At 71.5% G+C, this 23568-nt stretch carries 21 protein-coding genes; 12 read left to right on the top strand and 9 right to left on the bottom strand.

Features of this window, described 5'->3' with window-relative positions:
• On the bottom strand, window positions 1-1129 hold a 1129-nt coding region (locus ACFFCA_RS14210; protein ID WP_375485875.1), incomplete at its 3' end, for a DUF222 domain-containing protein.
• A 208-nt stretch (window positions 1130-1337) separates the two neighbouring features.
• On the opposite strand from ACFFCA_RS14210, the gene ACFFCA_RS14205 reads away from it, so the two are divergent.
• Complete coding sequence (locus ACFFCA_RS14205; protein WP_375485873.1) at window positions 1338-2855, top strand: TldD/PmbA family protein; 1518 nt, start codon at window positions 1338-1340, stop codon at window positions 2853-2855.
• A complete protein-coding gene (locus ACFFCA_RS14200; protein WP_375485871.1) occupies window positions 2852-4264 on the top strand; it encodes a metallopeptidase TldD-related protein in 1413 nt (470 codons plus the stop codon). Before ACFFCA_RS14205 ends, ACFFCA_RS14200 begins: the two co-directional genes overlap by 4 nt.
• Window positions 4265-4330: 66 nt before the next feature.
• Here the strand turns inward: ACFFCA_RS14200 and ACFFCA_RS14195 are convergent, their stop codons facing one another.
• Complete coding sequence (locus ACFFCA_RS14195; RefSeq protein ID WP_375485869.1) at window positions 4331-4720, bottom strand: PKD domain-containing protein; 390 nt, start codon at window positions 4718-4720, stop codon at window positions 4331-4333.
• Between the two features lie 200 nt (window positions 4721-4920).
• On the opposite strand from ACFFCA_RS14195, the gene ACFFCA_RS14190 reads away from it, so the two are divergent.
• The 3 genes from ACFFCA_RS14190 to ACFFCA_RS14180 all read left to right on the top strand — a co-directional run bounded on the left by ACFFCA_RS14190 (window position 4921) and on the right by ACFFCA_RS14180 (window position 8561).
• Window positions 4921-6207 (top strand): hypothetical protein, encoded by a 1287-nt coding sequence (locus ACFFCA_RS14190; protein WP_375485868.1) that lies wholly within the window; start codon window positions 4921-4923, stop codon window positions 6205-6207.
• Window positions 6173-6691 carry a PKD domain-containing protein gene (locus tag ACFFCA_RS14185; RefSeq protein ID WP_375485866.1) on the top strand — a complete coding sequence of 173 codons (519 nt, stop codon included), beginning with the start codon at window positions 6173-6175 and terminating at the stop codon, window positions 6689-6691. Before ACFFCA_RS14190 ends, ACFFCA_RS14185 begins: the two co-directional genes overlap by 35 nt.
• A gap of 220 nt (window positions 6692-6911) precedes the next feature.
• Window positions 6912-8561: a DUF563 domain-containing protein gene (locus ACFFCA_RS14180; protein WP_375485864.1), complete on the top strand. Its 1650-nt coding sequence runs from the start codon at window positions 6912-6914 to the stop codon at window positions 8559-8561.
• Here ACFFCA_RS14180 and ACFFCA_RS14175 read toward each other — a convergent pair.
• From ACFFCA_RS14175 to ACFFCA_RS14155, 5 genes are all read right to left on the bottom strand, one after another.
• Window positions 8558-10039 carry an amino acid permease gene (locus ACFFCA_RS14175; protein ID WP_375485862.1) on the bottom strand — a complete coding sequence of 494 codons (1482 nt, stop codon included), beginning with the start codon at window positions 10037-10039 and terminating at the stop codon, window positions 8558-8560. The two genes, ACFFCA_RS14180 and ACFFCA_RS14175, sit on opposite strands and share 4 nt — an antisense overlap.
• Before the next feature lie 112 nt (window positions 10040-10151).
• The gene (locus tag ACFFCA_RS14170; protein WP_375485860.1) at window positions 10152-10694 is read right to left on the bottom strand and encodes an NUDIX domain-containing protein; all 543 of its coding nucleotides are present in this window, start codon (window positions 10692-10694) and stop codon (window positions 10152-10154) included.
• Between the two features lie 4 nt (window positions 10695-10698).
• On the bottom strand, window positions 10699-11334 hold the full coding sequence (locus tag ACFFCA_RS14165; protein WP_375485859.1) for a nucleoside/nucleotide kinase family protein: 636 nt from the start codon (window positions 11332-11334) through the stop codon (window positions 10699-10701).
• 68 nt (window positions 11335-11402) lie between these two features.
• The gene (locus tag ACFFCA_RS14160; protein WP_375485857.1) at window positions 11403-11861 is read right to left on the bottom strand and encodes a hypothetical protein; all 459 of its coding nucleotides are present in this window, start codon (window positions 11859-11861) and stop codon (window positions 11403-11405) included.
• Complete coding sequence (locus ACFFCA_RS14155; protein WP_375485856.1) at window positions 11858-12205, bottom strand: GntR family transcriptional regulator; 348 nt, start codon at window positions 12203-12205, stop codon at window positions 11858-11860. The genes ACFFCA_RS14160 and ACFFCA_RS14155 overlap by 4 nt, the downstream gene beginning before the upstream one ends.
• A 58-nt stretch (window positions 12206-12263) precedes the next feature.
• On the opposite strand from ACFFCA_RS14155, the gene ACFFCA_RS14150 reads away from it, so the two are divergent.
• Together ACFFCA_RS14150 and ACFFCA_RS14145 are read left to right on the top strand one after the other, a co-directional pair.
• Window positions 12264-13133 (top strand): WcbI family polysaccharide biosynthesis putative acetyltransferase, encoded by an 870-nt coding sequence (locus ACFFCA_RS14150; RefSeq protein ID WP_375485854.1) that lies wholly within the window; start codon window positions 12264-12266, stop codon window positions 13131-13133.
• Window positions 13134-13179: 46 nt separating this feature from the next.
• Entirely contained in the window at window positions 13180-15192 is a 2013-nt protein-coding gene (locus ACFFCA_RS14145; RefSeq protein ID WP_375485852.1) for a HelD family protein, read from the top strand.
• Between the two features lie 10 nt (window positions 15193-15202).
• Here the strand turns inward: ACFFCA_RS14145 and ACFFCA_RS14140 are convergent, their stop codons facing one another.
• Window positions 15203-15697, bottom strand: a complete 495-nt coding sequence (locus ACFFCA_RS14140; protein ID WP_375485850.1) for a CD225/dispanin family protein — start codon at window positions 15695-15697, stop codon at window positions 15203-15205.
• A 297-nt stretch (window positions 15698-15994) separates the two neighbouring features.
• Between ACFFCA_RS14140 and ACFFCA_RS14135 the strand changes: the two genes are divergently transcribed.
• The 4 genes from ACFFCA_RS14135 (at window position 15995) to ACFFCA_RS14120 (ending at window position 20669) form a co-directional block, all read left to right on the top strand.
• On the top strand, window positions 15995-17116 hold the full coding sequence (locus ACFFCA_RS14135; RefSeq protein ID WP_375485849.1) for a thiamine pyrophosphate-dependent dehydrogenase E1 component subunit alpha: 1122 nt from the start codon (window positions 15995-15997) through the stop codon (window positions 17114-17116).
• Between the two features lie 61 nt (window positions 17117-17177).
• Window positions 17178-18158, top strand: a complete 981-nt coding sequence (locus ACFFCA_RS14130) for an alpha-ketoacid dehydrogenase subunit beta (protein ID WP_375485848.1) — start codon at window positions 17178-17180, stop codon at window positions 18156-18158.
• Between the two features lie 6 nt (window positions 18159-18164).
• Window positions 18165-19625, top strand: coding sequence for a dihydrolipoamide acetyltransferase family protein (locus ACFFCA_RS14125; RefSeq protein WP_375485847.1), 1461 nt, complete (start codon window positions 18165-18167; stop codon window positions 19623-19625).
• A gap of 66 nt (window positions 19626-19691) precedes the next feature.
• Complete coding sequence (locus ACFFCA_RS14120) at window positions 19692-20669, top strand: hypothetical protein (RefSeq protein WP_375485846.1); 978 nt, start codon at window positions 19692-19694, stop codon at window positions 20667-20669.
• Between the two features lie 51 nt (window positions 20670-20720).
• Here the strand turns inward: ACFFCA_RS14120 and ACFFCA_RS14115 are convergent, their stop codons facing one another.
• Window positions 20721-21584 carry a hypothetical protein gene (locus tag ACFFCA_RS14115; RefSeq protein WP_375485845.1) on the bottom strand — a complete coding sequence of 288 codons (864 nt, stop codon included), beginning with the start codon at window positions 21582-21584 and terminating at the stop codon, window positions 20721-20723.
• Window positions 21585-21666: 82 nt separating this feature from the next.
• On the opposite strand from ACFFCA_RS14115, the gene ACFFCA_RS14110 reads away from it, so the two are divergent.
• A complete protein-coding gene (locus ACFFCA_RS14110; RefSeq protein WP_375485844.1) occupies window positions 21667-23559 on the top strand; it encodes a thioredoxin-like domain-containing protein in 1893 nt (630 codons plus the stop codon).
• Window positions 23560-23568: the final 9 nt, after the last annotated feature.

Below are 23568 nucleotides of genomic sequence, written 5' to 3'. Positions count from 1 at the left end.
GTCCGCCGAGGATGTGTTCGAGGATGTGGTGGATCTGGCACCAGCCCGGTGGGGCGAGGCATCCGGGGAAGGCACAGCCCTGGTCGCGGGCGATCAACGCCAATCTCTGTCCTTCGGTGAACAGCCGATGCGTCGAGCTGTAGGCGGTGACCGCCTTGAGTGAGTTCAGGGCGGTGCACATCAGCCGGTAGTCCCCACCCGCCCAGGACAGCGCTTCCCGGACGGGGACTTGGGCGCCGTGGCCGGTGAGCGCGAACCCCTCGCCGGTGAGGTAGGTGTCGGCGTCGATGGTGAGCACGACGGTGGCCAGCACCCCACCTGCGGTCGGGAGCTTGCCGGAGCCGACGGTGATCTTCAGGGCGTCGAGCAGGGCGTCGTGGCGTCGTTGCCCGGCGGTGCGGGGGTCCTTGATGCCATTCGCTTCGGGCTGGGGCTTGGCCAGGCTGTCGAAGGTGACCTGCAGGAACTCACCCAGCTCCGCGGTGCCCTCGAACGATCCGACACAGGACCCGTCGGGGCGCACGTGCAGGCGCAGGTCCCGATCCTTGCGGCGGCGTTCGACATCGCGGTAACCGGCGTCGGGGTCGAGCCATTCGGCCTCCCGGGTGGCGAGCTGCTGCAGCGTGGCGGCCTCGAAGGTGCGCGCGAAGCCGACCAGCCGCGCCTCGGCGTCAGGGACGTGCTCGCAGACCTCGAGCGGCAGCTTGTCCAGGGTGGCGGTGATCACCCGAGCCTGCCGCGCCGCCAATGAACCGGCGGCCTGCGCCGCCGCCACGACCGGGTACTTGGCCGGCATCGGCTCACCCAGTAGCGAGCGTCGTGGCCCAGCGGCGTGCGCAGCGCGCACCCGCGCGTTCGCCTCGGAGATGTCGATCGTGAGCGTCTGACGCAGCCAGTAGCCGGTGGCCCGGGCCATCGCCCGCGCCGGAACCCCTCGCGCCTCCACCTCGAGAATCAGAGCGTGGTCGACCGGCTCCAACCGCCGCCGCAACGCCTCGAACGAGCGCACCGCCGCGACAACCTCGTCGTCAGTGCAGCAGCTCAGGTCCACCGCCTGCAGCGCGTCCACAACCTGGTGAGCGTCCGCGAGCAGCGTGGCCAGATCGGCCCGCGTCAACGTATCGCTCATGCGTTCTATTCTAGCGCAGACTGAGCTGGCCGGCCAGCTATTTTCCCAGCAAATCCGGGCCCTGCAACAAGATCGACCAGTGCGCAACGAGACCCGACGACGCAGCTCGAACAAACGTGGAACACCTCGTCGCTGCGCCCTTGCCGTTGTCCGTGGTCAATCCAGCAACGAACCGAATCGGGTCCGCGCAGGACAGTACGGTGGCGCCATGCCCGAGATCGACTCGTCCTTCCTGGCCCTGCCCGCGCGCGGGTTGGCCGGCTCCGCGCTGCAGCGCGCAGGTGAGCTCGGCGCTGAGCACGCCGACTTCCGGCTCGAGCGCATCCGCACCGGTTCGCTGCGCCTGCGCGACGCGCAGATCGACTCCAGCAGCGAGAGCGAGGACATCGGGCTCGCGGTGCGCGTCGTGCACGACGGCACGTGGGGCTTCGCCGCCGGCATCGTGCGCACCACCGAAGGCGCGGCCGCGTTGGCCGAACAGGCCGTGGCCACCGCGCGGGTCAGCCGGGTGCTGTCGAGCCAACCCGTCGAGCTCGCACCCGAGCAGGTGTACGACGACGTCCACTGGGTGTCGGCCTACGACGTCGACCCGTTCGGCGTCCCGGAGGGCGAACGCATCGCCCGGATGACCGAGCTGTCCGAGCGGCTGCTCGCCGCCGACGGGGTCGACCACGTCGACGCGTCGGTCACCTTCGTCCTCGAGAACACGTTCTACGCCGACCTCGCCGGCACCATGACCACCCAGCAGCGGGTGCGCATCGAACCCGAGTTCACGGCGGTGGCCGTCGACCGCGGCGCCGGCTCGTTCTCCTCGCTGCGCACCCTGGCGCCGCCCGTCGGACGCGGGTGGGAGTACCTGACAGGCACCGGCTGGGACTTCGACGCCGAGCTCGACGAGCTGCCCGGCCTGTTGCGCGAGCACGTGAAGGCACCGGGGGTGACGCCGGGCCGCTACGACCTGGTCATCGACCCGTCCAACCTCTGGCTGACCATCCACGAGTCCATCGGGCACGCCACCGAGCTCGACCGCGCGCTGGGCTACGAAGCCGCCTACGCCGGCACCACCTTCGCGACGCCCGACCGGCTCGGCTCGTTGCGGTACGGCAGCCCGATCATGAACGTCACCGGCGACCGCACCACCGAGCACGGCCTGGCCAGCATCGGCTGGGACGACGAGGGGGTGGCTGCGCAACGCTTCGACCTCGTGCGCGACGGCGTCCTCGTCGGCTATCAGCTCAACCGTCAGATGGCGCGGGCCAACGCCGACCGGCTCGGCACCGACCGGTCGAACGGCTGCGCTTTCGCCGACTCCCCGGGGCACATCCCGTTGCAACGCATGGCCAACGTCTCGCTGCAGCCCGACCCGGAGGGCCCCACTCTCGACGAGCTCGTCGGCCGGGTCGAGAACGGCATCCTGATCAAGGGCGACCGGTCGTGGTCGATCGACATGCAGCGATTCAACTTCCAGTTCACCGGCCAGCAGTTCCACCGCATCGAGAACGGCCGGCTCGTCGGTCAGCTGCGCGACGTCGCCTACCAGGCCACGACGACGGACTTCTGGGGCGCGATGGAGGCCGTCGGGGGTCCGTCCACCTGGTACCTCGGCGGCGCGATGAACTGCGGGAAGGGCCAGCCGGGTCAGATCGCGGCGGTGTCGCACGGCGCACCGGCCGCGCTGTTCCGCGGCATCAACGTGCTCAACACTCGGCAGGAGGGCGGGAAATGAGCACCCGACCGCAGGAGCTGGTCGAGGCGGCGCTCGCCGCGTCGGGCGCCGACGGCTGCGTGGTCGTGGCCACCGAACATTCCGAGACCAACCTGCGTTGGGCGGGCAACTCGCTGACGACCAACGGGCAGACGAGCACCCGGTCCGTCACGGTCGTGTCGACGTTTGACCGACCGGACGGCACCAGCGCCGGCGTCGTCACCCGTTCGGTCGCATCGCTGGAGGAGATCGACGATTTGGTCCGCGCCTCCGAGGAGGCCGGCCGGGACGCCGCCCCGGCCGACGACGCCATGCCGCTCGTCAAGAACTACCCGCACGACGACGACTGGGCGGCCGACGCCCGACACACCGACGTGGGCGTCTTCGACGACTTCGCGCCGGCGCTCGGGCGGGCGTTCCGCAGCTGGCAGGACACCCACGGGCTGCTCTACGGCTTCGCCGAGCACCACCTGACGTCGACCTTCCTCGGCACATCGACCGGCCTGCGACGCCGGTTCGACCAGCCCGACGGGCGCGTCGAGATCAACGGCAAGTCCGCCGACCTCGCCCGTTCGGCATGGATCGGCCGACACACCGTCGACTTCACCGACATCGACGTCGACGCCCTCATTGGCGACCTCGAACAGCGCCTGCAGTGGGCGGCCACCCGCCTCGAGCTGCCGCCCGGGCGCTACGAGACCATCCTGCCGCCGACCGCGGTCGCCGACCTGATGGTCTACACCTACTGGAACCTGTCCGCCCGCGATGCCGAGGAGGGCCGCAACGTGTTCGCGCGCAGCGACTCCGCCTCCGGAAACGGCGACGGGGCCGCGACGCGCATCGGCGAGCGCCTGGCCGAGCTGCCGCTCACCCTGCGTTCCGACCCCGCGGCACCCGGGCTGTTCTGCAGCCCGTTCGAGGTGGCAACGTCGTCCAGTGCGGGAGTGCAGTCGGTGTTTGACAACGGCCAGCCCGTGCCGCCGGTCGACTGGATCCAGGACGGGACGTTGCACGAGCTCGTCCGCACCCGCTCGTGGGCACAGCGCACCGGCAGCGCACCCCGTCCCTACGTCGACAACCTCGTCCTGGACGGTGGCGGTAGCCGCGACCTGGAGCAGATGATCGCCGGTACCGAACGCGGACTGCTGCTGACCTGCCTCTGGTACATCCGTGAGGTCGACCCGCAGAACCTGTTGCTGACCGGGCTGACCCGCGACGGGGTGTACCTCGTCGAGGACGGCGAGGTCCGCGGAGCCGTGAACAACTTCCGCTTCAACGAGTCACCCGTCGACCTGCTCGCCCGCGCCAGCGAGGTGGGCGCCACGGTGCCGGCGATGTCGCGCGAGTGGAACGACTACTTCCGGCGGACCGCGATGCCGGCGTTGCGGATTCCGGACTTCAACATGTCCACGGTGAGCCAGGCGTCCTGACGCGCGCCGGTGAGACACCGACGGGCCCGGACCGCAGCACGGTCCGGGCCCGCCGGGCGTTGATCGTCACCTGACGCCGACCCGCCTCGACACCGTGGTGGTCCGCCCGTAGGTGTCGGACACGGTGAGCCGCACCGTGTACGTGCCCTTCCTGGCGTACGTGTGCGACGGCGTGGAGCTGGTGGACGACGCACCCCCGTCACCCCAGTACCAGCGGTAGTGCGTGATCGCGCCGCCCGGGAACGGATCGGTCGACGACCGGCCGCTGAAGTGCGCCGCCCTGCGGTGCGTGATCGACGACGGAGCGGTGATCCGGCCGGTCGGGTTCAGCGCCTTGAACGCGGACAGGCCCCTCGGCGTGCCGACACCGGACGGACCGTCGTAGCCGGTGGCCGCGTCGCACCCCCGGGTGCCGAGCCCGGGGTTCCCATTCGCGTCCCATGCGCAGTCGACCACTCCGTAACCGAAGCCCGGTGTTGGGGTTGTCGGCGTCGGGAAGGAACGCGGACCCGCATTCGCCCGGCGCGACCCCGCCGCAGAAGCCCCGACCTCGTCAGGTTCGAGTTCGAAATGTGATCTGTGTGTGAGACGCTCTCGGTTCACGACGTGAGCGCGACCATGGGGCTCGAGCCGTCGCAACGAGAAGTGAGCTCGCCTTGACCCGTCGATTCCCGTCGCCCGGCCCGCGGCGCGTCGCCCTGCTGGGCCTGGTGTCCGTCCTGGTGCTCGGCACGGTCAGCGCCGTCGCGACCACGCCGGCCGCCGCCCGCAGCGCCGCCCAGTACGCCGTGGCACGTCCGGTCTGCGCCAAACCGGCCAACCCGAACGTCGCGCGCTGCCTGGCCCTGCACCGGGTCACCGTGCGCAAGGGCACGCGAGGCGCGGTGCGGTGGATCCGCCGGGCCGGCGTCAACTACGGCCCCGCCGGCGGGTACACGCCCGCCGACCTCGCTTCCGCGTACGGCTACAACCCCGCCGTGAACCGGTCGAACCACACCGTCGCGGTGATCGACTGGATGGACAACCCCTACGCGCTCGCCGACCTGAACGCGTTCGACCGCCACTACGGTTTCCGCAGCGAGACCGCGCGCTCGTTCCGTAAGGTCAACCAGAGCGGACGCACCTCGCCGTTGCCGGCTCGCGACCGCGACGCCGCGACCGAGACCTCGCTCGACGTGCAGGCCGTCCGCGCCGTGTGTCGCACCTGCCGCATCCTGCTGGTCGAGGCGAAGGACGGCACGCCCGGCGACCTCGCCACCGCCGTGAACACCGCCGCGCGGCTGGGTGCCACCGAGATCAGCAACTCCTACGGTCTGGCCGAGCCCCGTCGCCTCCCCGCGTCGGTCGTCCAGGCCTACAACCACCCCGGCATCCCCATCACCGTCTCCACCGGCGACGACGGCTGGTTCGGTTGGGACTGGCTCAACGGCGGCGACGAGGGCGACGGCGCCGCGTCGTTCCCGTCCACCGCGTCCAGTGTCATCGCCGTCGGCGGCACCACCCCTGCGGCTCGCAGCGGGCGGCGGTCGCGCCGACGAGTACGTGTGGAACGGCAACGCCGCCGACGACGCCACCGGTCATCGCTACGGGCCGGGCGGGGCGACCGGCGGTGGGTGCAGCCACCTGTTCGCAGCGCCGCCGTGGCAGCTCGCCACACCCGGGTACGCCGCCGCGGGCTGCCGCGGCAAGCGGCTCGCCACCGACGTCGCCGCCATCGCCGACCCGCTCTACGGGTTCGACGTCTACGACCGCTACGGCATGGGCGGTTGGGGGACCGTCGGCGGCACGTCGCTGTCGGCTCCCGTCGTGGCCGCGATGTACGCGCTGGCCGGCGGGTCGGGCGGCACGTCCTACCCGGCGTCGTCGCTGTACACCAACCGCACCTACCGACCGTCGTCGCTGTACGACGTGACGCTGGGTGGCAACGGGTTCTGCGCCGGTGACGAGAGCGCGAACTGCCAGACCGCGGCGTCCACGTACTCCCACGGCCGCACCACCAACCCGAACCGTGTGTGGAACGGCCCGGTCGACTGCAGCTACCCGCGCTCGGGTGACTCCGTGGCCCTGCCCAAGCGCCTCTCGCCGGAATGCAACGCCGCCCCGGGGTTCGACGGTCCCTCCGGTGTCGGCGCACCGACGTCGGCGAGCGCGATGTACTCGACGACCGCCCATCTGTCGATCTCGCATCCCACGTCGGCACGGGCGAAGCGCCGAGCGGCTCTCGGGCTCGCCGTGGCGCAGCGGACGCGCGGCACCCGGGTCCGCTCGCTGACCTGGTACTTCGGCGACGGTTCGACGCCGGCGCACGGTCTCTCCTACCACCTGCACCACACGTGGAAGAAGGCCGGCCGTTACACGGTCACCGTACGGATGTACGACTCGCGGCACCAGTACGCGACCACGCACGCCACCGTCCGCGTGCGATGACCGCCCGTAGGTGCAGCTGCGCCACCACCCGTTGCTGCATGGCGGCCCGAGCCGTGGCAGGTACCCTCTCTGAGTGCTCAGAGCTGGGTTGAGGCGGTTTCAGGTTGCCCGCAGGGTAGTTTCCCGGCTCCGCAGGGCACGCCGAAGCGCCAACCGTTGGCGTGCCAGACGTCAACGCAACGCGGCCTTGGCTGCAACGGCCCAAGCCGTTGAGTCTGGTGTGTCCTGGTCCGCGCCGGGTCGCGTGTTGATGATCTATTCGGATGGCCATCGCGCAGATGCGCTCCGCTGGCTGCCGGTTTTTCGGACTCGAGACGTCCGGGTGATCGGCCCAGACGGTCCCCCTGCGGACGGGCCGCTGACCACGCAAGCCACGTACCGTCAGGCGACGACCAGTGACGAGATTGCGCACGCTGCGCGCGCCTTCGGACCGGTCGATCTTGTCGTGGACATGCAGTTGAACACGACTTTCGCTGAACTCCGCGGCTCGTGGAAACGTCTCGGCCTTGAGGTAGTAGAGGGCGGCTACTTCGCGGCAGTCAGGCTCCGTCCTGCCGGACAGGCCTGGGACAACCAACGCAGGGATCCCATCCTGCAGCGTTGGCGCAATCAGCTGAAACCAGACGACCCAGCCTTGGATGTATCAAGCCGCCACGCCCTCGACGCCGAGCTGGCCGACCCGATCGTCAATCTCCCGCACGCCGTCCTCGTGCGCAAACAAGGCGTTGACCTCGCCTTGCTGCGCGACGACGAGATCTCGCTGGTGGAGTCCCGCGAACCGGGTACCACAGTTGGGCTTCTTGCCGAGCTCCCGGCCGGTGAACTGCACTCCACTCGGACCATCAGGTCCCACGGCACCACCAAGACCGTTTACGGGCTTGATACGTCGATGTCTTACCCGCCGGCCACGCTGCGGCACTACACCGGCTCGCTCGTCTTCCGCGGACGCACGTTGCTTACGAGTGGCCATACCGTTCTGCCCGACTCGTTCCGGTTCTTTCACGCCCCCTTCCCAAAACACCCTGCTCTGCGTGACGTCGCGCAGGGGTACGGGCGCCTGTCCACGTCGCTGGAACCGACGGACGAGCTCTCCGGCACGTTCTTCGTTCTCGACGCTCAGTGGACCGGCCACTTCGGCCACATCATGACCGAGACCGTGCCCCGGCTGTGGGGCTGGGACGAGGCCAGACACCGATTCCCCGATCTCAAGGCCCTCTACATGGCCAAACCCGATGACGACGTCGATCCCGTAGTCTCTCGGCTGCTGACCGCCTACGGGATCGACCCCGCGGACCAGGTCGTCGTCCACGGCCCCGTCAAGCTGTCGTCGGCAATCTGCGCATCAGCGCTGGTGCACAACGCGACCCCGCACTTCGTTCGGCCCGAGCTGGCTGGCATCTGGCGGCGCATCGGAGACGCGTTAGCTGACCCCGACGCCCCCGTGTACGAACGCATCTTCGTCGCCCGTCCGCACTCCGGCTACGTACGGACATGCCGCAACGCGCCAGATGTGGAGGCGGTGTTCGTGCGGCACGGGTTCCAGCTCGTCCGCCCCGACCAGCTCGAGCTGGCGATGCAGGTCGGCATCTTCCGCGGCCCGCGAATCGTCGCCGGTTTTGCCGGTTCGGGGATGTTCAACGCGATGTACACCGATAAGCTAGAGCACCTCATTGTGCTCGCGCACGACTCGTATCTGGCGCGCCACGAGAACAAGTTCGCAGCGGTTCACGACGCCGACGTCGACTACTTCTGGTCCGAGTCGGATACCAAGCACGGTAAGCACTTCGACGTGAACGCGTTCCTCTCGGACTGGGTCTTCGACTTCGAGACCAATGGAGCGGCGCTTGAGGAACTCCTTTCGAACCTTTAGTGGTCGGGCTGGTGCGACGCCGATTCGTAGCGGGCGAGTCGCGAATGCGTCCGGCCGTAGCCGAAGTACAGCGCCATGCCGACGGCGAACCAGACCGCGAAGCGCACCCAGGTGGCCACCGACAGGTTGAGGGTCAGGTACAGGCACGCCAGCGCGGACACGATCGGCAGCACCGGCGACAACGGAACCCGGAACGGGCGTTCGAGGTCCGGACGGGTGTGCCGCAGGATCGGCACCGCGACGGACACCAACACGAACGCGAACAGCGCACCGATGCTCACCAGGTCGGCCAGGGTTGCCAGCGGCACCAGCCCGGACACGAACATGATCACCACGGCCGCACCGATGGTGAAACGGACCGGCGTCCCCGTACGCGGGCTGACGGCGGACACGACCGGTGGGATCAGGTGGTCACGGCCCATGGCGAAGCCGATGCGGCCGATGCTGACGAGCTCGACGAGGATGACGGACGTCAGACCGCACACCGCAGCAATGTCGATCAAGGTGGCCGCCCAGCCCGCCCCGACGCTCTTGAACGCCGACGACAGCGGGGATCCCGGGTCGATGTTCGTGTACTTCTGCATGCCGGTGAGCACGAACGACACCCCGCAGTACAGGACGGTGGCCGCGATCAGCGTGCCGATCAGCCCGCGGGGCAGGTCCTGGGCCGGGTTCTTCGACTCCTCGCTCAGGTTGGCCACCGCCTCGAACCCGGTGTACGCGAAGAAGACGACTGCAGCCGCCGTGATGACCCCGGCGACGCCGTAGGCCGCGGGGGAGCCGAACAGCGCGTTGATCACCGGGCGGTCCAGCCCGCTGCCGCCCGACTCGGGGCGCGACGGCGGCACGAACGGGGTGATGTTGCTGCGGCGCAGGTAGAACAGCCCGGCGACGATGACGAACAGGCAGATGGCGACCTTGACGACCACCAGTGTGTTGGTGAGCCAGGCCGACTGCTTGATGCCCGTGACGGCGACGACGGCGAGTACGGCAACGATCGCGACCGCGCCCAGGTTGACCGTCGACTTCTCGCCGAACACCGAGGTCGGCAGGTCGAACAGGCTCTGCAGGTACCCCGACCAGCCGCGGGCCACGACCGAGGAACCGAGCACGAACTCCATGAGCAGGTCCCATCCGATGATCCACGCGACAATCTCGCCGATCGTGGCGTAGGCGTAGCTGTAGGCGCTGCCGGCCGTGGGCACCGCCGACGCGAGCTCGGCGTAGCAGAGGGCGGCCAGCAGGCTGACCACGCCGGCGATGACGAAGGAGATGACGATCGCCGGGCCGGCGTGCTGGCGGGCCTCGACGCCGGTGAGGGTGAAGATGCCGGTGCCGATGACGATGCCGATACCGAACCCGATGAGATCGATGCTGCCCAGTCGCTTGCGCAGCCCGGCAGTCTCGACGCCCTCGGTCTTGTCGTTCTGGTGCAGGACGTCGTCGATCGACTTGGTCCGCAGCACGTTGTTCGTCATGGCGCTCCGCTCGATTGCCGAGCTCGGCTGGTGTCGAACCGTGCTTGGTGGGACTGACCTACCCGCCGTGCAGTTCCGCACGACCGGCGACCGCACGTCCGCGGTCGTCCGCCTAGGCGTGGTCGAACAGCGCGAGCGCGGCGATGCTGTGCGCGTCGGCGAACTCGCCCCGGCGCAGCATGTCCCGCAGGTCGGCGTCCGAGCGCCAGGCGTGCACCATGTCGGCCTCGGTGCTCTCGCGTTCCGGCTCGCCGTGGGTCAGGCCGGTGGCGAGATAGACGTCGTAACCCTGCGAGCAGAAGCCGTACCCGGCGAACAACCGCCCCAGGTGCTGCAACCGCTCGGCGCGCAGCCCGGTCTCCTCGCGCAGCTCGGCCTGCGCCAACTCGGCCGGCGTCCCGGCGTGCCCGGCGGGCCACCCGCCCTGGGGGAACTCCCACTGCCGGCTGCCCACCGGGTAGCGGTACTGCTGCACCAACCAGAACCCGTCGTCCTCGCGCGCCAGCACGACGACGAAGTCGTCCTTGTCGACGACCGAGTACCGCCCGAGCGAACCGTCCGGGAACTCCACCTCGTCCTCGCGCAGCCGCAGCCACGGGCTGCGGTAGACCTCGCGGGTGGACAGCTGACGGATCTCGTCACCGATCTCGGGCACGTGATCAGCGTGCCCGATCGGCGTCGCCGGTGGGCGGTCGCACCACGAGGTCGGCGCGATCACGCGACGTGGCGACCAAGTGGGCGTTCGCTGCGTCGCTCCCGGTGAGGACGCGCTCGCGCGCCGTCGTGGCGTCCCAGCCGAAGGACACGAACCGGGCGACGAGCCGCTCGACCCGGACGTCCTCGGGCACCTCGACGAACCAGGTCTCGTCGAGCAGCTCGCGCACGCGACGCCAGGGGTCGGTGTCGAGCAGCAGGTAATTGCCTTCCGTGATGACCACGGTTGCGTCGGCCGGCACGGTGATCGCGTCGGCCACCGGTTCCTCGCGGGTGCGGTCGAAGTCCGGTGCCGACACCGCGCCGCCGTGGCGCAGCGCCGCGAGCAGCGCCACGTACCCGTCGGCGTCGAAGGTCTCCGGGGCGCCACGGCGCTCGACGAGGCCACGCGGCACCAGCCAGGACGTCGGCTGGTGGAAGCCGTCCATCGGCACCACCACCGCACCGGGCACCGAGGCCGCCAGCTCGGCGGCCAGCGTCGACTTCCCGGCACCCGGCGCCCCGGTGATGCCGAGCATCGCCCGACCGGGCGCGGACAGGGCCGCAGCACGCGCGGCCAGCTCAGGGGTCTGCGTGGTCATCGCCCCAGCCAACCAGGATCGCCGCCGCGCTGCGCCGCGCCGGGTCGACCCCGTCGCGGGCGGCGTCGTCAGGTCAGCCCGTTGATGACGTCGGCGGCGGCGCGCGGGTTCTCGGCAGTGATCGTCACCGGCTTGGCGCCACGGCGCCGCAGCTGGAGCTGCGGCCCGGACCTGATGGTGAGCCGCGTACCGCGCCACGGCGACCAGTGCACGCCGAGCCCGCCGAGCCGGTGCGGCGGTACGTCGACGGCCTCGGCCCGCTCGATCGTCGCGGTGGCGAACCGGAAGCGCGGCAGCCCGAGGAGACCGAAGCGCACGACGACGCCCTGCGGGCCGGCGGTGGTGCGCACGCTGGTGATGGTCAGGTTGGCCACCAGCACGACGACCGCGGCGATCGCCAGCGGCACGCGGGCCTGCACGTCCGCGACGACCAGGGCCACCAGGGCCAGCGCCAGGACGTTCATGAGCCAGAACAGCGGCCAGTTCGTGACGCGTCCGCTGTACACCGTCGTGGTCGTGTCGCTCATGTCAACTCCTCGATCATTGTGATCAGTTCGGCCCGGCCGTACCCGTGCCGACGGGCGAGGCGCACCAGCTCACGGCTCGCGGTGTCGAGCTCGGCCCGCCCTGCCGGCGAGTCGGCGACCCGGACACCTCGGCCGCGTCGGAACTCCAGCAACCCGGCCTCACGCAGGGAGCGGTAGGCCGCCAGCACCGTGTTGCGGTCGACCGCGACCGCATCGGCCAGTTCCTGCGCGGGCGGTAGGCGGTCGCCCACCGACAACTGCGCATCGGCGATCGCGCGCCGGATGCAGGCGGCGATCTGCTCCTGCAGCGGGATGCGCGAGGCATGGTCGATCGTCCACAACATGATGCTGATGAAACTAGCACCATCGTGCTGCGCTCCGCCAGCATGTCACCATGGGCCCGTGAGCGACCCGAAGCACGTCATGGTGTGGGGCAACTGCCAGGCCGAGCCGCTGGCCGACCTGCTGCGCGAACCGCTGCAGCGACGCGGGCTGGAGATCGTCGACGTCCCGCCCGTGTTCCTGGCCACGCCGGACGACGTCGCGCGGGTGCACGAGCTGGTCGCCGGCTCCGCGCTGCTCGTGTCGCAGCCGGTGCGCGAGGAGTACCACGTGCCAGGTTGCTCGACCCAGCACCTGGCCGGCCTGCTGCCCTCGGACGGTCGGCTCGTCGTCTTCCCTGTCCTGTACTACAGCGGCGAGCTGCCCTACCAGGTGACCGTCGACGACGAGAACGGCGAGCGGGTCAACGCACCGCGCACCGACTACCACGACCTGCGCCTGCTGCTCGCCGCCGGCGCCGGGCGCCCGGTCGACGAGGTGCTCGCCGGGTGGCCGGTCCGCGCACCGGAGGCCGCACTGCAGGCCCACGCCACGGCGTCCGTGGCCGAGCTGCAGCGGCGTGAGGCGTCCTGCGACGTGGCAGCGTCGGACCTGGTGTCGGCGCCGGGGTCGATGTTCACCGTCGACCATCCGAGCAACGCCACGCTCGTGCAGGTCGCCGCCCGCGTGCTCGCCGCGTTCGACGGCACGTCCGACGCCGAGGTCCCGCCCGCCCCCGAGCGCGAGTACCTCGGCGCCATCCGCACGCCCCGCAGCGGAGCCGGATCGAGCACCGCCGACGTCGACTGGACGATCGGCGGCGAGTCGGTCCCCGCCGGAGAGATCGTCACCGAGCACCTGCGGTGGTACGCCGACCGTCCGGGCCTGGTGCGCCACGGGCTCTCGCGGCATGCGAAGCGGGCCGCCGACCTGCAGCTCACGACCGGGTGAGGGCTCCCGGCAAACCACTTGCGCGGGTCCGTAACGTCGTCTGATCGTGGCCGACGATCCGAACCTGCTCGCCGAACGCAACCATCTCGAACTGGCCCGGGCCTGCCTCGCCGACATGCGTGAGGCGGCCGATCGCATCGCCGACTACGGCGTGGACGAGCTCGCCAGCCAGAGCCTGGGCAGGCTGCGGGCCGACCGGCTGGCCGCGCTGTCGGCCGAGCCCGACGCCCCGCCGTTCTTCGGCCGCACCGACCGCGATGCGGAAGGACCGGCACGGGGCGGGCCGCCCGAGGTGCTGCACATCGGGCGACGCCACGTCCGCGACCCGGCCGGCGACCCTGTCGTCATCGACTGGCGCGCACCGCTGGCCCGCGGTTTCTACCGTGCCACCCCGCAGGCCCGGATGGGCGTGCAGCTACGCCGGCGCTTCGGCTTCCGCGACGGGACGCTCACCTCGATGGAGGACGAGCACCTCGAGCGCGGCGAGGCGCTCGGGCTCGCGTCGGACCTGCTGCGCGCCGAGATCGAGCGGCCCCGCGTCGGGCCGATGCGCGACATCGTGGCCACCATCCAACCCGACCAGGACGACCTCGTCCGCGCCGACCTCGACACCTCGCTGTGCGTGCAGGGTGCGCCGGGTACCGGCAAGACCGCGGTCGGGCTGCACCGGGCCGCGTATCTGCTCTACACCTATCCCGAGCGGTTGCGGCGGTCCGGCGTGCTCGTGGTCGGGCCCAACGCCGCGTTCCTGCACTACATCGCGCAGGTGCTGCCGTCGCTCGGCGAGGGCGGCATCACCCAGAGCACGGTCGCCGACCTGGTGCCGTTCACCGCGCGCGGTACCGAGCCGGTGGCGACGGCCGTCCTCAAGGGTGACGCGCGACTGGCCGACGTGCTGCGGCGTGCCGTGTTCGCGCACGTCGCCAAACCGGCCGACGACGTCCTGGTCGTCATCGACACCAAGCGCTACCGGGTCGGTGCCCACCACCTGCGGCGTTACGTCGACGACGCGCGGCGCTCGCTCGGCCCCGGCCTGCGCTGGTCGGTGGCGCGTGAGCGGTTGCGGCAACAGGTCGCGGAAGACGTCCGCCGCCAGCGCGAGGACCGCGGCGGGGCGCCCTCCGACGCCGAGACGCGGCGCATCGCCCGCTCGCCCGCCGTCCGGGAGTGGCTGGACGAGGTGTGGCCCGAACTGAGCGCCCCGGCGTTGCTGGCCCGCCTGTACGACGACGCCGACTTCCTGCGTCGCTGCGCGCCGGCACTCACCGACGACGAGCGCACCGCGCTCCACCGGGCCGCGCCGAAGTCGGTCCGCAGCGTGCGCTGGACCCCCGCCGACGTCGTCCTGCTCGACGAGCTGGACGCGATCATCCACGGCACCGACACGTTCGTGCACGCCGTCGTCGACGAGGCGCAGGACCTGTCCGCCATGCAGTGCCGGGTCGTCGCGCGCCGCTGCCCGCTCGGCTCGGTCACCGTCCTCGGCGACCTGGCCCAGGCCACCACGCCGTGGGCACCGGGGTCGTGGCCGCTGACCCTCGAACACCTCGGCGCGCCCGGGGCGCCCGTCCGCCCGCTGACCGCCGGCTACCGCGTGCCCGGCGAGGTGCTCGAGGTCGCCAACCGGCTGCTGCCACACATCGCGCCCGACGTCCCGCCCGCGACGTCGGTGCGTCAGGGGGCGGATGCGCTGACCGTGACGCGCGGCGCCGCCGTCGTCGACGAGGTGCGGGCGTGCCAGGCGGTCGAGGGCTCGATCGGTGTCGTCGTCCCCGACGAGCGCACCGGCCCCGTGCTGGAGCAGCTGCGGACGGCCGGCATCGACGCGCACGCCCTGGACGAGGACGCCGACCCGGCGGTCGCCGTGGTGGCGGCGTCGACGGCGAAGGGCCTCGAGTTCGACTCGGTCGTGCTGGTCGAGCCCGCGGTCGTCGTGGCCGGCGGCGCCACCCGGGTCGACGGGCTGCGGGGTCTCTACGTCGTACTGACGCGTGCCGTCTCCCGGCTGCGGATCGTGCACGACGAGCCGCTGCCGCCCGAGCTCGCCCTCGACGGCTGATGCGGATCGGTCAGCTCGGATACGGCACCGGGGTGGGGCCGACCCGGGACGCGGCGGTGGTCACGGACACCAGCACGACGACCCACACGATGAGCAGCAGGAACAGCGCGACCCCCACGATGACCCCGACCATGCCCCAGAGACGGGCGTCCTTCGACGCCTGCTGGGCACCGGCGCGGTTGCCGGCGAACCAGAACGCATCCACCTTGTTGGCGTAGACGAACGCCGGGATGGCGAGCGGCCAGAACGTGAAGACCGCCGCGATCGCCCAGCCGATGTTCGACGACGGTTTCTCGTGCGGTGGGCCGGCCGGCCCGTACCCGGCACCGAAGGGCGGGTACCCGTACGGCGGGTAGCCAGGTGGCGGCCCGTAGGCCTGGGGCGGATACCCGGGTGGCAGCCCGTACCCGTACGGCGGGTACCCGGGTAGCGGCCCGTAGCCCGGGTGCCCACCGGAAGCCGGCTCACCCTGCTTGTCGAAAGACACCCCGGGCTCGTCGGTCACGCCTCATGATCGCGCATGCCACACCCCGCGTCGATCACGTCTTCCTGCGGAGTTACCGGTATGCGGGTCGAAACCGGCAACTCGAGAGGAAGACGTGATCGATCCGCTCGGTCGGAACCGACACAAGGTGGCCGTCGCGTTCGTCGGACCACCCACGGCCCGGTGACCCCGGTCACGGATATGGTAGGAACCCCTGGGTAGTTCGCCCGGTACGCCACCCCTGTACCCACGGACTCCCAGGCGACGAGTACGACCGGCGGCCACCCCGCTCGGCGTCCACGCAGGAAGGTAGCTCCCTTGGCATCTCCGTCCGAACAGGTTCTGGCCGTCCATCCCGAGCCCGATCTGGTCCAGCTGCTGACCCCCGAGGGTCAGCGCGTCGAGCACCCGGACTACCCCCTCGAGATCACCGACGACGAGATCGGCGCGCTCTTTCGCGACCTGACGCTCGTCCGGCGCATCGACTCGGAGGCCATCGCGCTGCAACGTCAGGGCGAGCTGGGCCTGTGGGCGAGCCTGCTGGGTCAGGAGGCCGCGCAGATCGGCGCGGGCCGCGCGCTGCGGCCGCAGGACATGGCCTTCCCCACCTACCGCGAGCACGGTGTCGCGTGGTGCAAGGACGTCGACCCGCTGACGCTGCTGGGCCTGTTCCGCGGAACGAACCTCGGCGGCTGGGACCCGAGCACGAACAACTTCAACCTGTACACGATCGTCATCGGCGCCCAGACCCTGCACGCCACCGGTTACGCGATGGGCGTCGTCCGCGACGGTGCGGTCGGCACCGGCGACCCCGAACGCGACACCGCCACGCTCGCCTTCTTCGGCGACGGCGCGTCGAGCCAGGGCGACGTCAACGAGGCGTTCGTGTGGGCCGGCGCGGGCAACCTGCCCGTCGTGTTCTTCTGCCAGAACAACCAGTGGGCGATCAGCGAACCGGTCACGACGCAGAGCCGCGTCCCGCTGTACATGCGGGCGAGCGGCTTCGGCTTCCCCGGCGTCCGCGTCGACGGCAACGACGTGCTGGGCTGCCTCGCCGTCACCCGCAAGGCGCTCGACGACGCCCGCAACGCCCAGGGGCCCACCTTCATCGAGGCGTTCACGTACCGGATGAACCCGCACACCACCAACGACGACCCGCGCCGCTACCAGCTGGGCAGCGAGAGCGAGACCTGGAAGCTCAAGGACCCGATCGAGCGGGTGCGCGCCTACCTGACCCGCGAGGCGGGCTTCGGCAAGGACTTCTTCGACGGCATCGAGGCCGAGGGCAAGGCCTTGGCCGAGCACATCCGCGCGGGCTGCCGCACCCTGCCCGACCCGACTCCCGCGTCGGCCTTCGAGCACGTGCACGTCACCATGCCCGACGACCTGCGCGCCCAGCGCGACTCGTTCGTCGACTTCGTCAGCGAGGTGTCCGCATGAGCGACGCTTGCGGAGCGAACAGGCAACACGGCGTCTCCACAGGCCGGAACGGAGTGAAGGCATGAGCGACCTGCCGAACATGACCATGGCCAAGGCCCTCAACGAGGGCATGCGCAAGGCGATGGAGGCCGACCCCAAGGTCGTCATCATGGGTGAGGACGTCGGCAAGCTCGGCGGCGTCTTCCGCATCACCGACGGCCTGCAGAAGGACTTCGGCGAGGACCGCGTCATCGACACGCCGCTGGCCGAGTCCGGCATCATCGGCACCGCGGTCGGCATGGCGATCCGCGGCTACCGCCCCGTCTGCGAGATCCAGTTCGACGGCTTCGTGTTCCCCGGCTTCGACCAGATCGTCAGCCAGGTGGCGAAGTTCCACAACCGCTCGGCCGGCCAGGTCAAGATGCCGATCACCATTCGCATCCCCTCTGGCGGCGGCATCGGCGCCGTCGAGCACCACAGCGAGTCGGTCGAGACCTACTTCGCGCACACGGCCGGGCTCAAGGTCGTGGCGTGCAGCAACGCCTCCGACGCCTACTGGATGATCCAGGAGGCCATCGCCGACGACGACCCGGTGATCTTCATCGAGCCCAAGCGGCTCTACCACGCCGCGAAGGCCGAGGTCGCGGCCGAGCCGACGCCGCTGTACTCGGCCGTCGTGCGCCGCCCCGGCCGGCACGTCACCCTCGCCGGGTACGGCCCGACCATGCCGACGCTGCTCGAGGCCGCGAAGACCGCGGCGGACGAGGGCCTCGAGCTCGAGGTGATCGACCTGCGGTCGGTGTCGCCGCTCGACCTGCCCACCGTCATCGAGTCGGTGCGGCGCACCGGTCGCCTGGTCGTGGTCCACGAGGCGCCGCAGAGCTTCGGCGTCGGCGCGGAGCTGGCTGCCCGCGTCACCGAGGCGGCGTTCTACTCCCTCGAGGCGCCGGTGCTGCGGGTGACGGGCTACGACACCCCGTACCCGCCGAGCCGTCTCGAACACGAATGGCTGCCCAACCTCGACCGTGTCCTCGACACCGTCGACCGCGTCCTGGAGTACTGACACACGATGGCCGTGCAACAGTTCAAGCTTCCCGACCTCGGCGAGGGTCTGACCGAGGGCGACATCCTGGCGTGGACGGTCGCGGTCGGCGACACCGTCGAGGTCAACGACACCATCGCCGAGGTGGAGACTGTCAAGGCCGCGGTCGAGCTGCCGTCGCCGTTCGCCGGCGTCGTCACCGCCCTGCACGCCGAAGCGGGCGAGACCGTGCCGGTGGGTACGCCGATCATCTCCATCGACGTCGCCGGTGACGCTCCGGCGGCCGGCCCTGCCGACGCCGGTGAGGACCTCGTGCCCGGGCTGCCCGGCGAGGGCGCAGGCCCGGCGGTCGACGACGAGAAGCAGATGACGCTCGTCGGCTACGGCCCCCGCGAGGAGACGGGCGGTCGACGGCGTCGTCGCCGGCCCGAGGCCACCGTCGCGGCCGCGCAGACCAGCTTCAACCTCCCGCCGGCCAGCGCCCCCCACCCCGCGCCCGAGCCGGCGGTCGTGGACGAGGCGCCGGCGGTGACACCCGCGTCCGACGCCCGCCACCGCGCCCCGACCAGTGCTGCGACGACGAACGGCGTGCTGGCGAAGCCGCCGGTGCGCAAGCTCGCCAAGGACCTCGGCGTCGACCTGACGACGATCGCCCCCACCGGCCCGCAGGGCATCATCACGCGCGACGACGTCCACACCGCGGCCAACGGCGGTCGAGTGGACGGTTCCGCGTCGAGTGGTCAGCCACAGGCGACCACTCGCGCGGCAGGTGACCACTCAGTGCGCGAGACCCGCGTGCCGATCAAGGGCGTGCGCAAGCACACCGCGGCGGCCATGGTGGGTTCGGCGTTCACCGCACCGCACGTCACCGAGTTCATCACCGTCGACGTCACCGCCACCATGGAACTGCGCGACCGGATCGCCGGCCGCCGCGAGTTCCGCGACGTCAAGGTGTCGCCCCTGCTGCTGCTGTCCCGGGCGGTCATGCGGGCGCTGGCGACGACGCCGGAGATGAACGCGACCTGGGACGACGCCGCGCAGGAGATCGTGCTCAAGCACTACGTCAACCTCGGCATCGCCGCGGCCACGGAGCGCGGGCTGATCGTGCCCAACATCAAGGACGCGCACGAGCTGTCGCTGCTCGAGCTCGCCCGGGCCATGGCCCAGCTCACCGACACGGCACGATCGGGCAAGACCACACCGGCGGCGATGAGCGGCGGCACGTTCACGATCAGCAACGTGGGCGTGTTCGGCGTCGACAACGGGACGCCGATCCTGAACCCCGGCGAGTCCGGCATCCTGGCCTTCGGCGCGGTCCGTCGCACACCGTGGGTCGTGGGTAGCGGGCGTGACGAGCGGATCGAGCCGCGCTGGGTGACCCAGCTGGCGGTGTCGTTCGACCACCGCATCGTCGACGGGCAGCAGGGTTCGCAGTTCCTCGCCGACGTCGCCGAAGTCCTTAACGATCCAGGACTGGCTCTGCTCTGAGCCGTGCGCCGCCCCCGGCTCCGCTAGCGTGTTCGGCGCGAGGCGTAACCGGGGCGAGGGGCGGTCATGAGCGAGGACAGCGACGGCGACGCCACGCCCGGTTCAGCGGGCGACGGCGCCGGTCGGCGCGCGTACAACCGGCCGCGCCGCTACCCCGTGCCGGCCCCGGCGTCCCCGGCGGCGGCCACCTCCCCAGGCACGTCCCCGGCCGACGAGATCACCCGGCAGAACCCGACGCTGGCCGACGCCGCCGAGCAGTACCACCGCCGCTCCACCGACGGGCCCGGACCCGTCGACCCCGGCCCTGCGGCGCCGACGGGCCAGGGCGGGATGCCGCCGCCCGGCCGTCCCGGCGGCGGTGAGCGCGGTCCCGACGGGCCGCCCTCGGGCCCGTTCCCGATCGACCCCGGCCGCGCGGCCGGGTACACCCCGGCGCCGAGTGGCGCGCGTCGGCGCCCGTCGAACCGTGCCCTGCTCGTCGTCGTCGCCGTGATCGTCGTGGTGGCGGTCGCGGTGGGGCTGGCCATCGGGCTGTCGGGCGGCGACGACGGATCGTCCCCGCAGGACGGCGCAGGCCCCGGCGCGGGCAGCACGCCGGCCTCGACGGCCACCACCGCCCGCACGTCGTCCGCGCCCGTCTCGGCGGCCCCGTCGACGACGGCCGGCGTCCCCGCCAGTGGCTCCTCGGCGTCGACCCGGGTGTGCGCGTCGTTCCGGGTCACGGTGCCGTTCACCAGCCTTGTCGCCCAGACCCACCCAACGCCGCGCATGCCCGACTCCTACGTCGAGCCGGAGAGCGGCACACGGGTCGGCATCTGCATCGGTTACTTCCGCCCCGCCGCCGGCCAGGGGCGCGGCCGCATCGCCTACCTCGCCCAGTACGAGCGCCTGCCCGCCACCGAGTACGCCCTGACCCTCAAGACGCTGGGCTGGAAACTCGTCGCCAACCTGCCGCGTCCGACCTACCGCAACAACTTCGACACCACGGTGACGCTGGTCCAGCAGGGCAGCGCGCTGGTCACGGTCGTCGGAACGGGCCGCTGAGCGGCGACGGCCCCGTTCGCCCGGCGGCCTGCCGTGACCTCCCTGTCGGGGTCAGCGGGTGCTGACCTGGCTCGCCGGCGGTGCCGTGATGGTCACCGGCCGGTTGTAGCCGGTGACCAGGATCGTGGTCGACACAGCCTGGCCGGACGCAGTGAAGCGCTCGGTCACCTTGACCGGGTGGTTGCTGCCGTCGACGTAGATGTCGACGGGCAGCCGCGTGACCCCGGCCTGGACGAGGGCGGCGCGGCCGGGGTAGGTCGCGGGCAGCTTCGCGGTGTCGACGACGATGGCGTACCGGGTGGTCCGGACGCCGCCGACGTCCTGGCCGACGGTCGCCTTCACCGAGTCGGACGCGGCGGCGAGAATGCCGGCGTTGCCGGCTGATGCCGAGGACTGGGTGGAGTCCAGCGACTTGGCCAGGTTGCGCACCGTCGGGTCGGAGCTGTTCCCGGTCACCAGGACGTACGGCTTGCCCGAGTGGTTGAGGCTCGCCGGCAGCCTCGCGTACGTCTTGCCGCCGACCTGGATGACGCGCAGCTCGCCCGCGCCAGGCACCGTCTCGGTGAGGTCGAGCGCACTCAGCTTGCCCGCCGTGAGCCGCTCGACGCCGTGGCCGTTCAGTGACTGCCCACCGGTCGTCACCGAGAGCGAGATGCGCGCGGTCCGGGTGGTCGCGAGCCCGGACTGCAACCGGGACGCGAGTTCCTCCGCGGTCGCCGCGGGGGCGCTGGCGGGCGCGCTCGCCGGTCGGGACGACGACGCGCTCGTCGAGCCCACGGCCGCGGGTCCACCCGACGCGGAGCCGCTAGCGCCGCCGGTGCTCGCCGACCCCGACGTGGTGGACGAGCACCCGGCGGCGGCCAGGCCGAGCGCCACGGTCAGCGGGACGAGCAGGGCGCGGGTGGGTGATTTCACCGCGTGCTCCTACCCGCGACGGGCCGGCGACGATCATCACCGGGCCGGGAACGTCACGGCGCACTCTCAGCGTTGCCCAGGGGTGACACCGAACGACCCGACACCGAACGTCCCGACACCGAACGTCCCGACACCGAACGTCCCGACACCGAACGTCCCGACACGGAAGGTCTCCACCCCGCGGGTCCGTGCGCCGGAGCTGCTGCCCGACGCCTTCTGGCTCAACTCCGACCCGCTGAGCCTGGCCGCACTGCGGGGACGCTTCGTCCTGCTCGACTTCTGGACCAACGCGTGCGCGAACTGCTGGCACGTCGCCGACGAGCTCCGCGCACTCGAGACGCAGCTGGCCGACGTCCTGACCGTGATCGGCGTCCACTCGCCGAAGTTCCCCCACGAGGCCGACCAGCGCGCGCTGGCCGCCGCGGTCGAGCGGGCCGACATCACCCACCCGGTGCTCAACGACCCGGGCCTCGAGCTCTGGCGCCAGTACGCGGTGCGGGCCTGGCCGACCCTGGTCCTGATCGATCCCGAGGGTTACGTCATCGCCCAGGCGGCGGGCGAGGGGCAGGCGGACGCGCTGGCGATGGTGGTCGCCGACCGGATCGGCCACTACGAGCAGCGCGGAACGCTGCACCGCGGCCCGCTGCCCACCCACAGCGCCCCGCAGTCGAGCACGGACCTGCGCTTCCCGGCGTCGGCCGTCGTGCTGCCCGCCGACCGCACCGGGCGTGACACCGACACCCTGCTCGTCGCCGACGCCGGCCACCACCAGCTGGCGGAGCTGACCGCCGACGGGCGCACGGTCCTGCGCCGCATCGGCGGCGGCCGGGGCGAGCCGTTCGCCGAACCCAACGGGCTGACCCTGGTGCCGCCCGGTCTCAGGTACGACGTGCTGGTCGCCGACACCGCCAACCACGTGTTGCGCGGCGTCCGTCTCGGCGACGGTGCCGTCGTGACCACCATTGCCCTGCCGGATCTGCTCGCGGACGCGCGCACCGTCACCGGGCCGGTGCCCGCGGTGCTCTCACCGTGGGACGTCGCCTGGTGGCCGGCTCTGCAGCAGGTCGTCGTCTCGGCCTCCGGCGTGCACCTCCTGCTGGCCTACGACCCGGCGACGGACACGGCCAGGGTGCTCGCCGGCACCACCGTCGAGGGGCTGCGCGACGGGCCGGCGCTGGACGGGTGGCTGGCCCAACCCTCCGGCCTGGCCGTCGACGGTGACCAGCTGTGGTTCGCCGACGCCGAGACCTCGGCCCTGCGCCGGCTCACAGTGAACGGCACGCTGCACACCGCCGTCGGCGAGGGACTGTTCGACTTCGGCCTCGTCGACGGGCCGGCCCAGGTCGCGCGCATGCAGCACCCGCTCGGCGTGCACGTGCTGCCCGACGGTGCGGTCGCGGTGGCCGACACCTTCAACGGTGCCGTCCGCCGGTTCGACCCCGCCACCGCGGAACTGAGCACCCTGGTCACCGGCCTGGCCGAGCCCAGCGGGCTGGTCGACTCGCACGGAACGCTGCTGGTGGTCGAGTCCGCGGCCCACCGGCTCGTCCCGCTCGCTTCGCAGCTCGGTCCCGACGGCCGCGTCGCGACACCGCCGCGCGACGACCGCGTCGCGACGCCCGGGCGACCCGTCAGCGTCGTCCGTCCAGGGGCCGTCGAACTCACGATCGCGTTCACACCCGCGCCGGGTCGCAAGGTCGACGACAGCGACGGGCCGCCGGTCCGGGTCGACGTCAGCGCGTCGCCGCCCGAGCTCCTGCGCACCGGTGGTGGCCCGGGCACCGAGCTCGTCCGTCGCCTGGAGCTGGCCCCGGACGGGCAGGGCGTGCTGTCGGTGACCGCGCAGGTCGCGTCCTGCGACGACTCCGGCGCCGAGCACCCCGCCTGTTACCTGAGCCGGCAGGACTGGGGTATCCCGGTGGCCATCGACCCCGCCGGCGAGCCCACCGTGCGGCTGGTGCTCTTCGGCGAGTAGCAGTCGCCG

This window comes from uncultured Jatrophihabitans sp., from assembly GCF_964252635.1.
Classification (GTDB): Bacteria; Actinomycetota; Actinomycetes; order Mycobacteriales; family Jatrophihabitantaceae; genus Jatrophihabitans.
This window is presented reverse-complemented; position numbering and strand designations above follow the sequence as displayed.

What these genes read in the sequence shown, in the direction of transcription:
- ACFFCA_RS14155 (WP_375485856.1), bottom strand. Translation starts at nt 12,205, where the DNA reads ATGTTGTGGACGATCGACCATGCCTCGCGCATCCCGCTGCAGGAGCAG.
- ACFFCA_RS14165 (WP_375485859.1), bottom strand. Translation starts at nt 11,334, where the DNA reads ATGACCACGCAGACCCCTGAGCTGGCCGCGCGTGCTGCGGCCCTGTCC.
- ACFFCA_RS14130 (WP_375485848.1), top strand. Translation starts at nt 17,178, where the DNA reads ATGAGCGACCTGCCGAACATGACCATGGCCAAGGCCCTCAACGAGGGC.
- ACFFCA_RS14200 (WP_375485871.1), top strand. Translation starts at nt 2,852, where the DNA reads ATGAGCACCCGACCGCAGGAGCTGGTCGAGGCGGCGCTCGCCGCGTCG.
- ACFFCA_RS14125 (WP_375485847.1), top strand. Translation starts at nt 18,165, where the DNA reads ATGGCCGTGCAACAGTTCAAGCTTCCCGACCTCGGCGAGGGTCTGACC.
- ACFFCA_RS14160 (WP_375485857.1), bottom strand. Translation starts at nt 11,861, where the DNA reads ATGAGCGACACGACCACGACGGTGTACAGCGGACGCGTCACGAACTGG.
- ACFFCA_RS14120 (WP_375485846.1), top strand. Translation starts at nt 19,692, where the DNA reads ATGAGCGAGGACAGCGACGGCGACGCCACGCCCGGTTCAGCGGGCGAC.
- ACFFCA_RS14205 (WP_375485873.1), top strand. Translation starts at nt 1,338, where the DNA reads ATGCCCGAGATCGACTCGTCCTTCCTGGCCCTGCCCGCGCGCGGGTTG.
- ACFFCA_RS14175 (WP_375485862.1), bottom strand. Translation starts at nt 10,039, where the DNA reads ATGACGAACAACGTGCTGCGGACCAAGTCGATCGACGACGTCCTGCAC.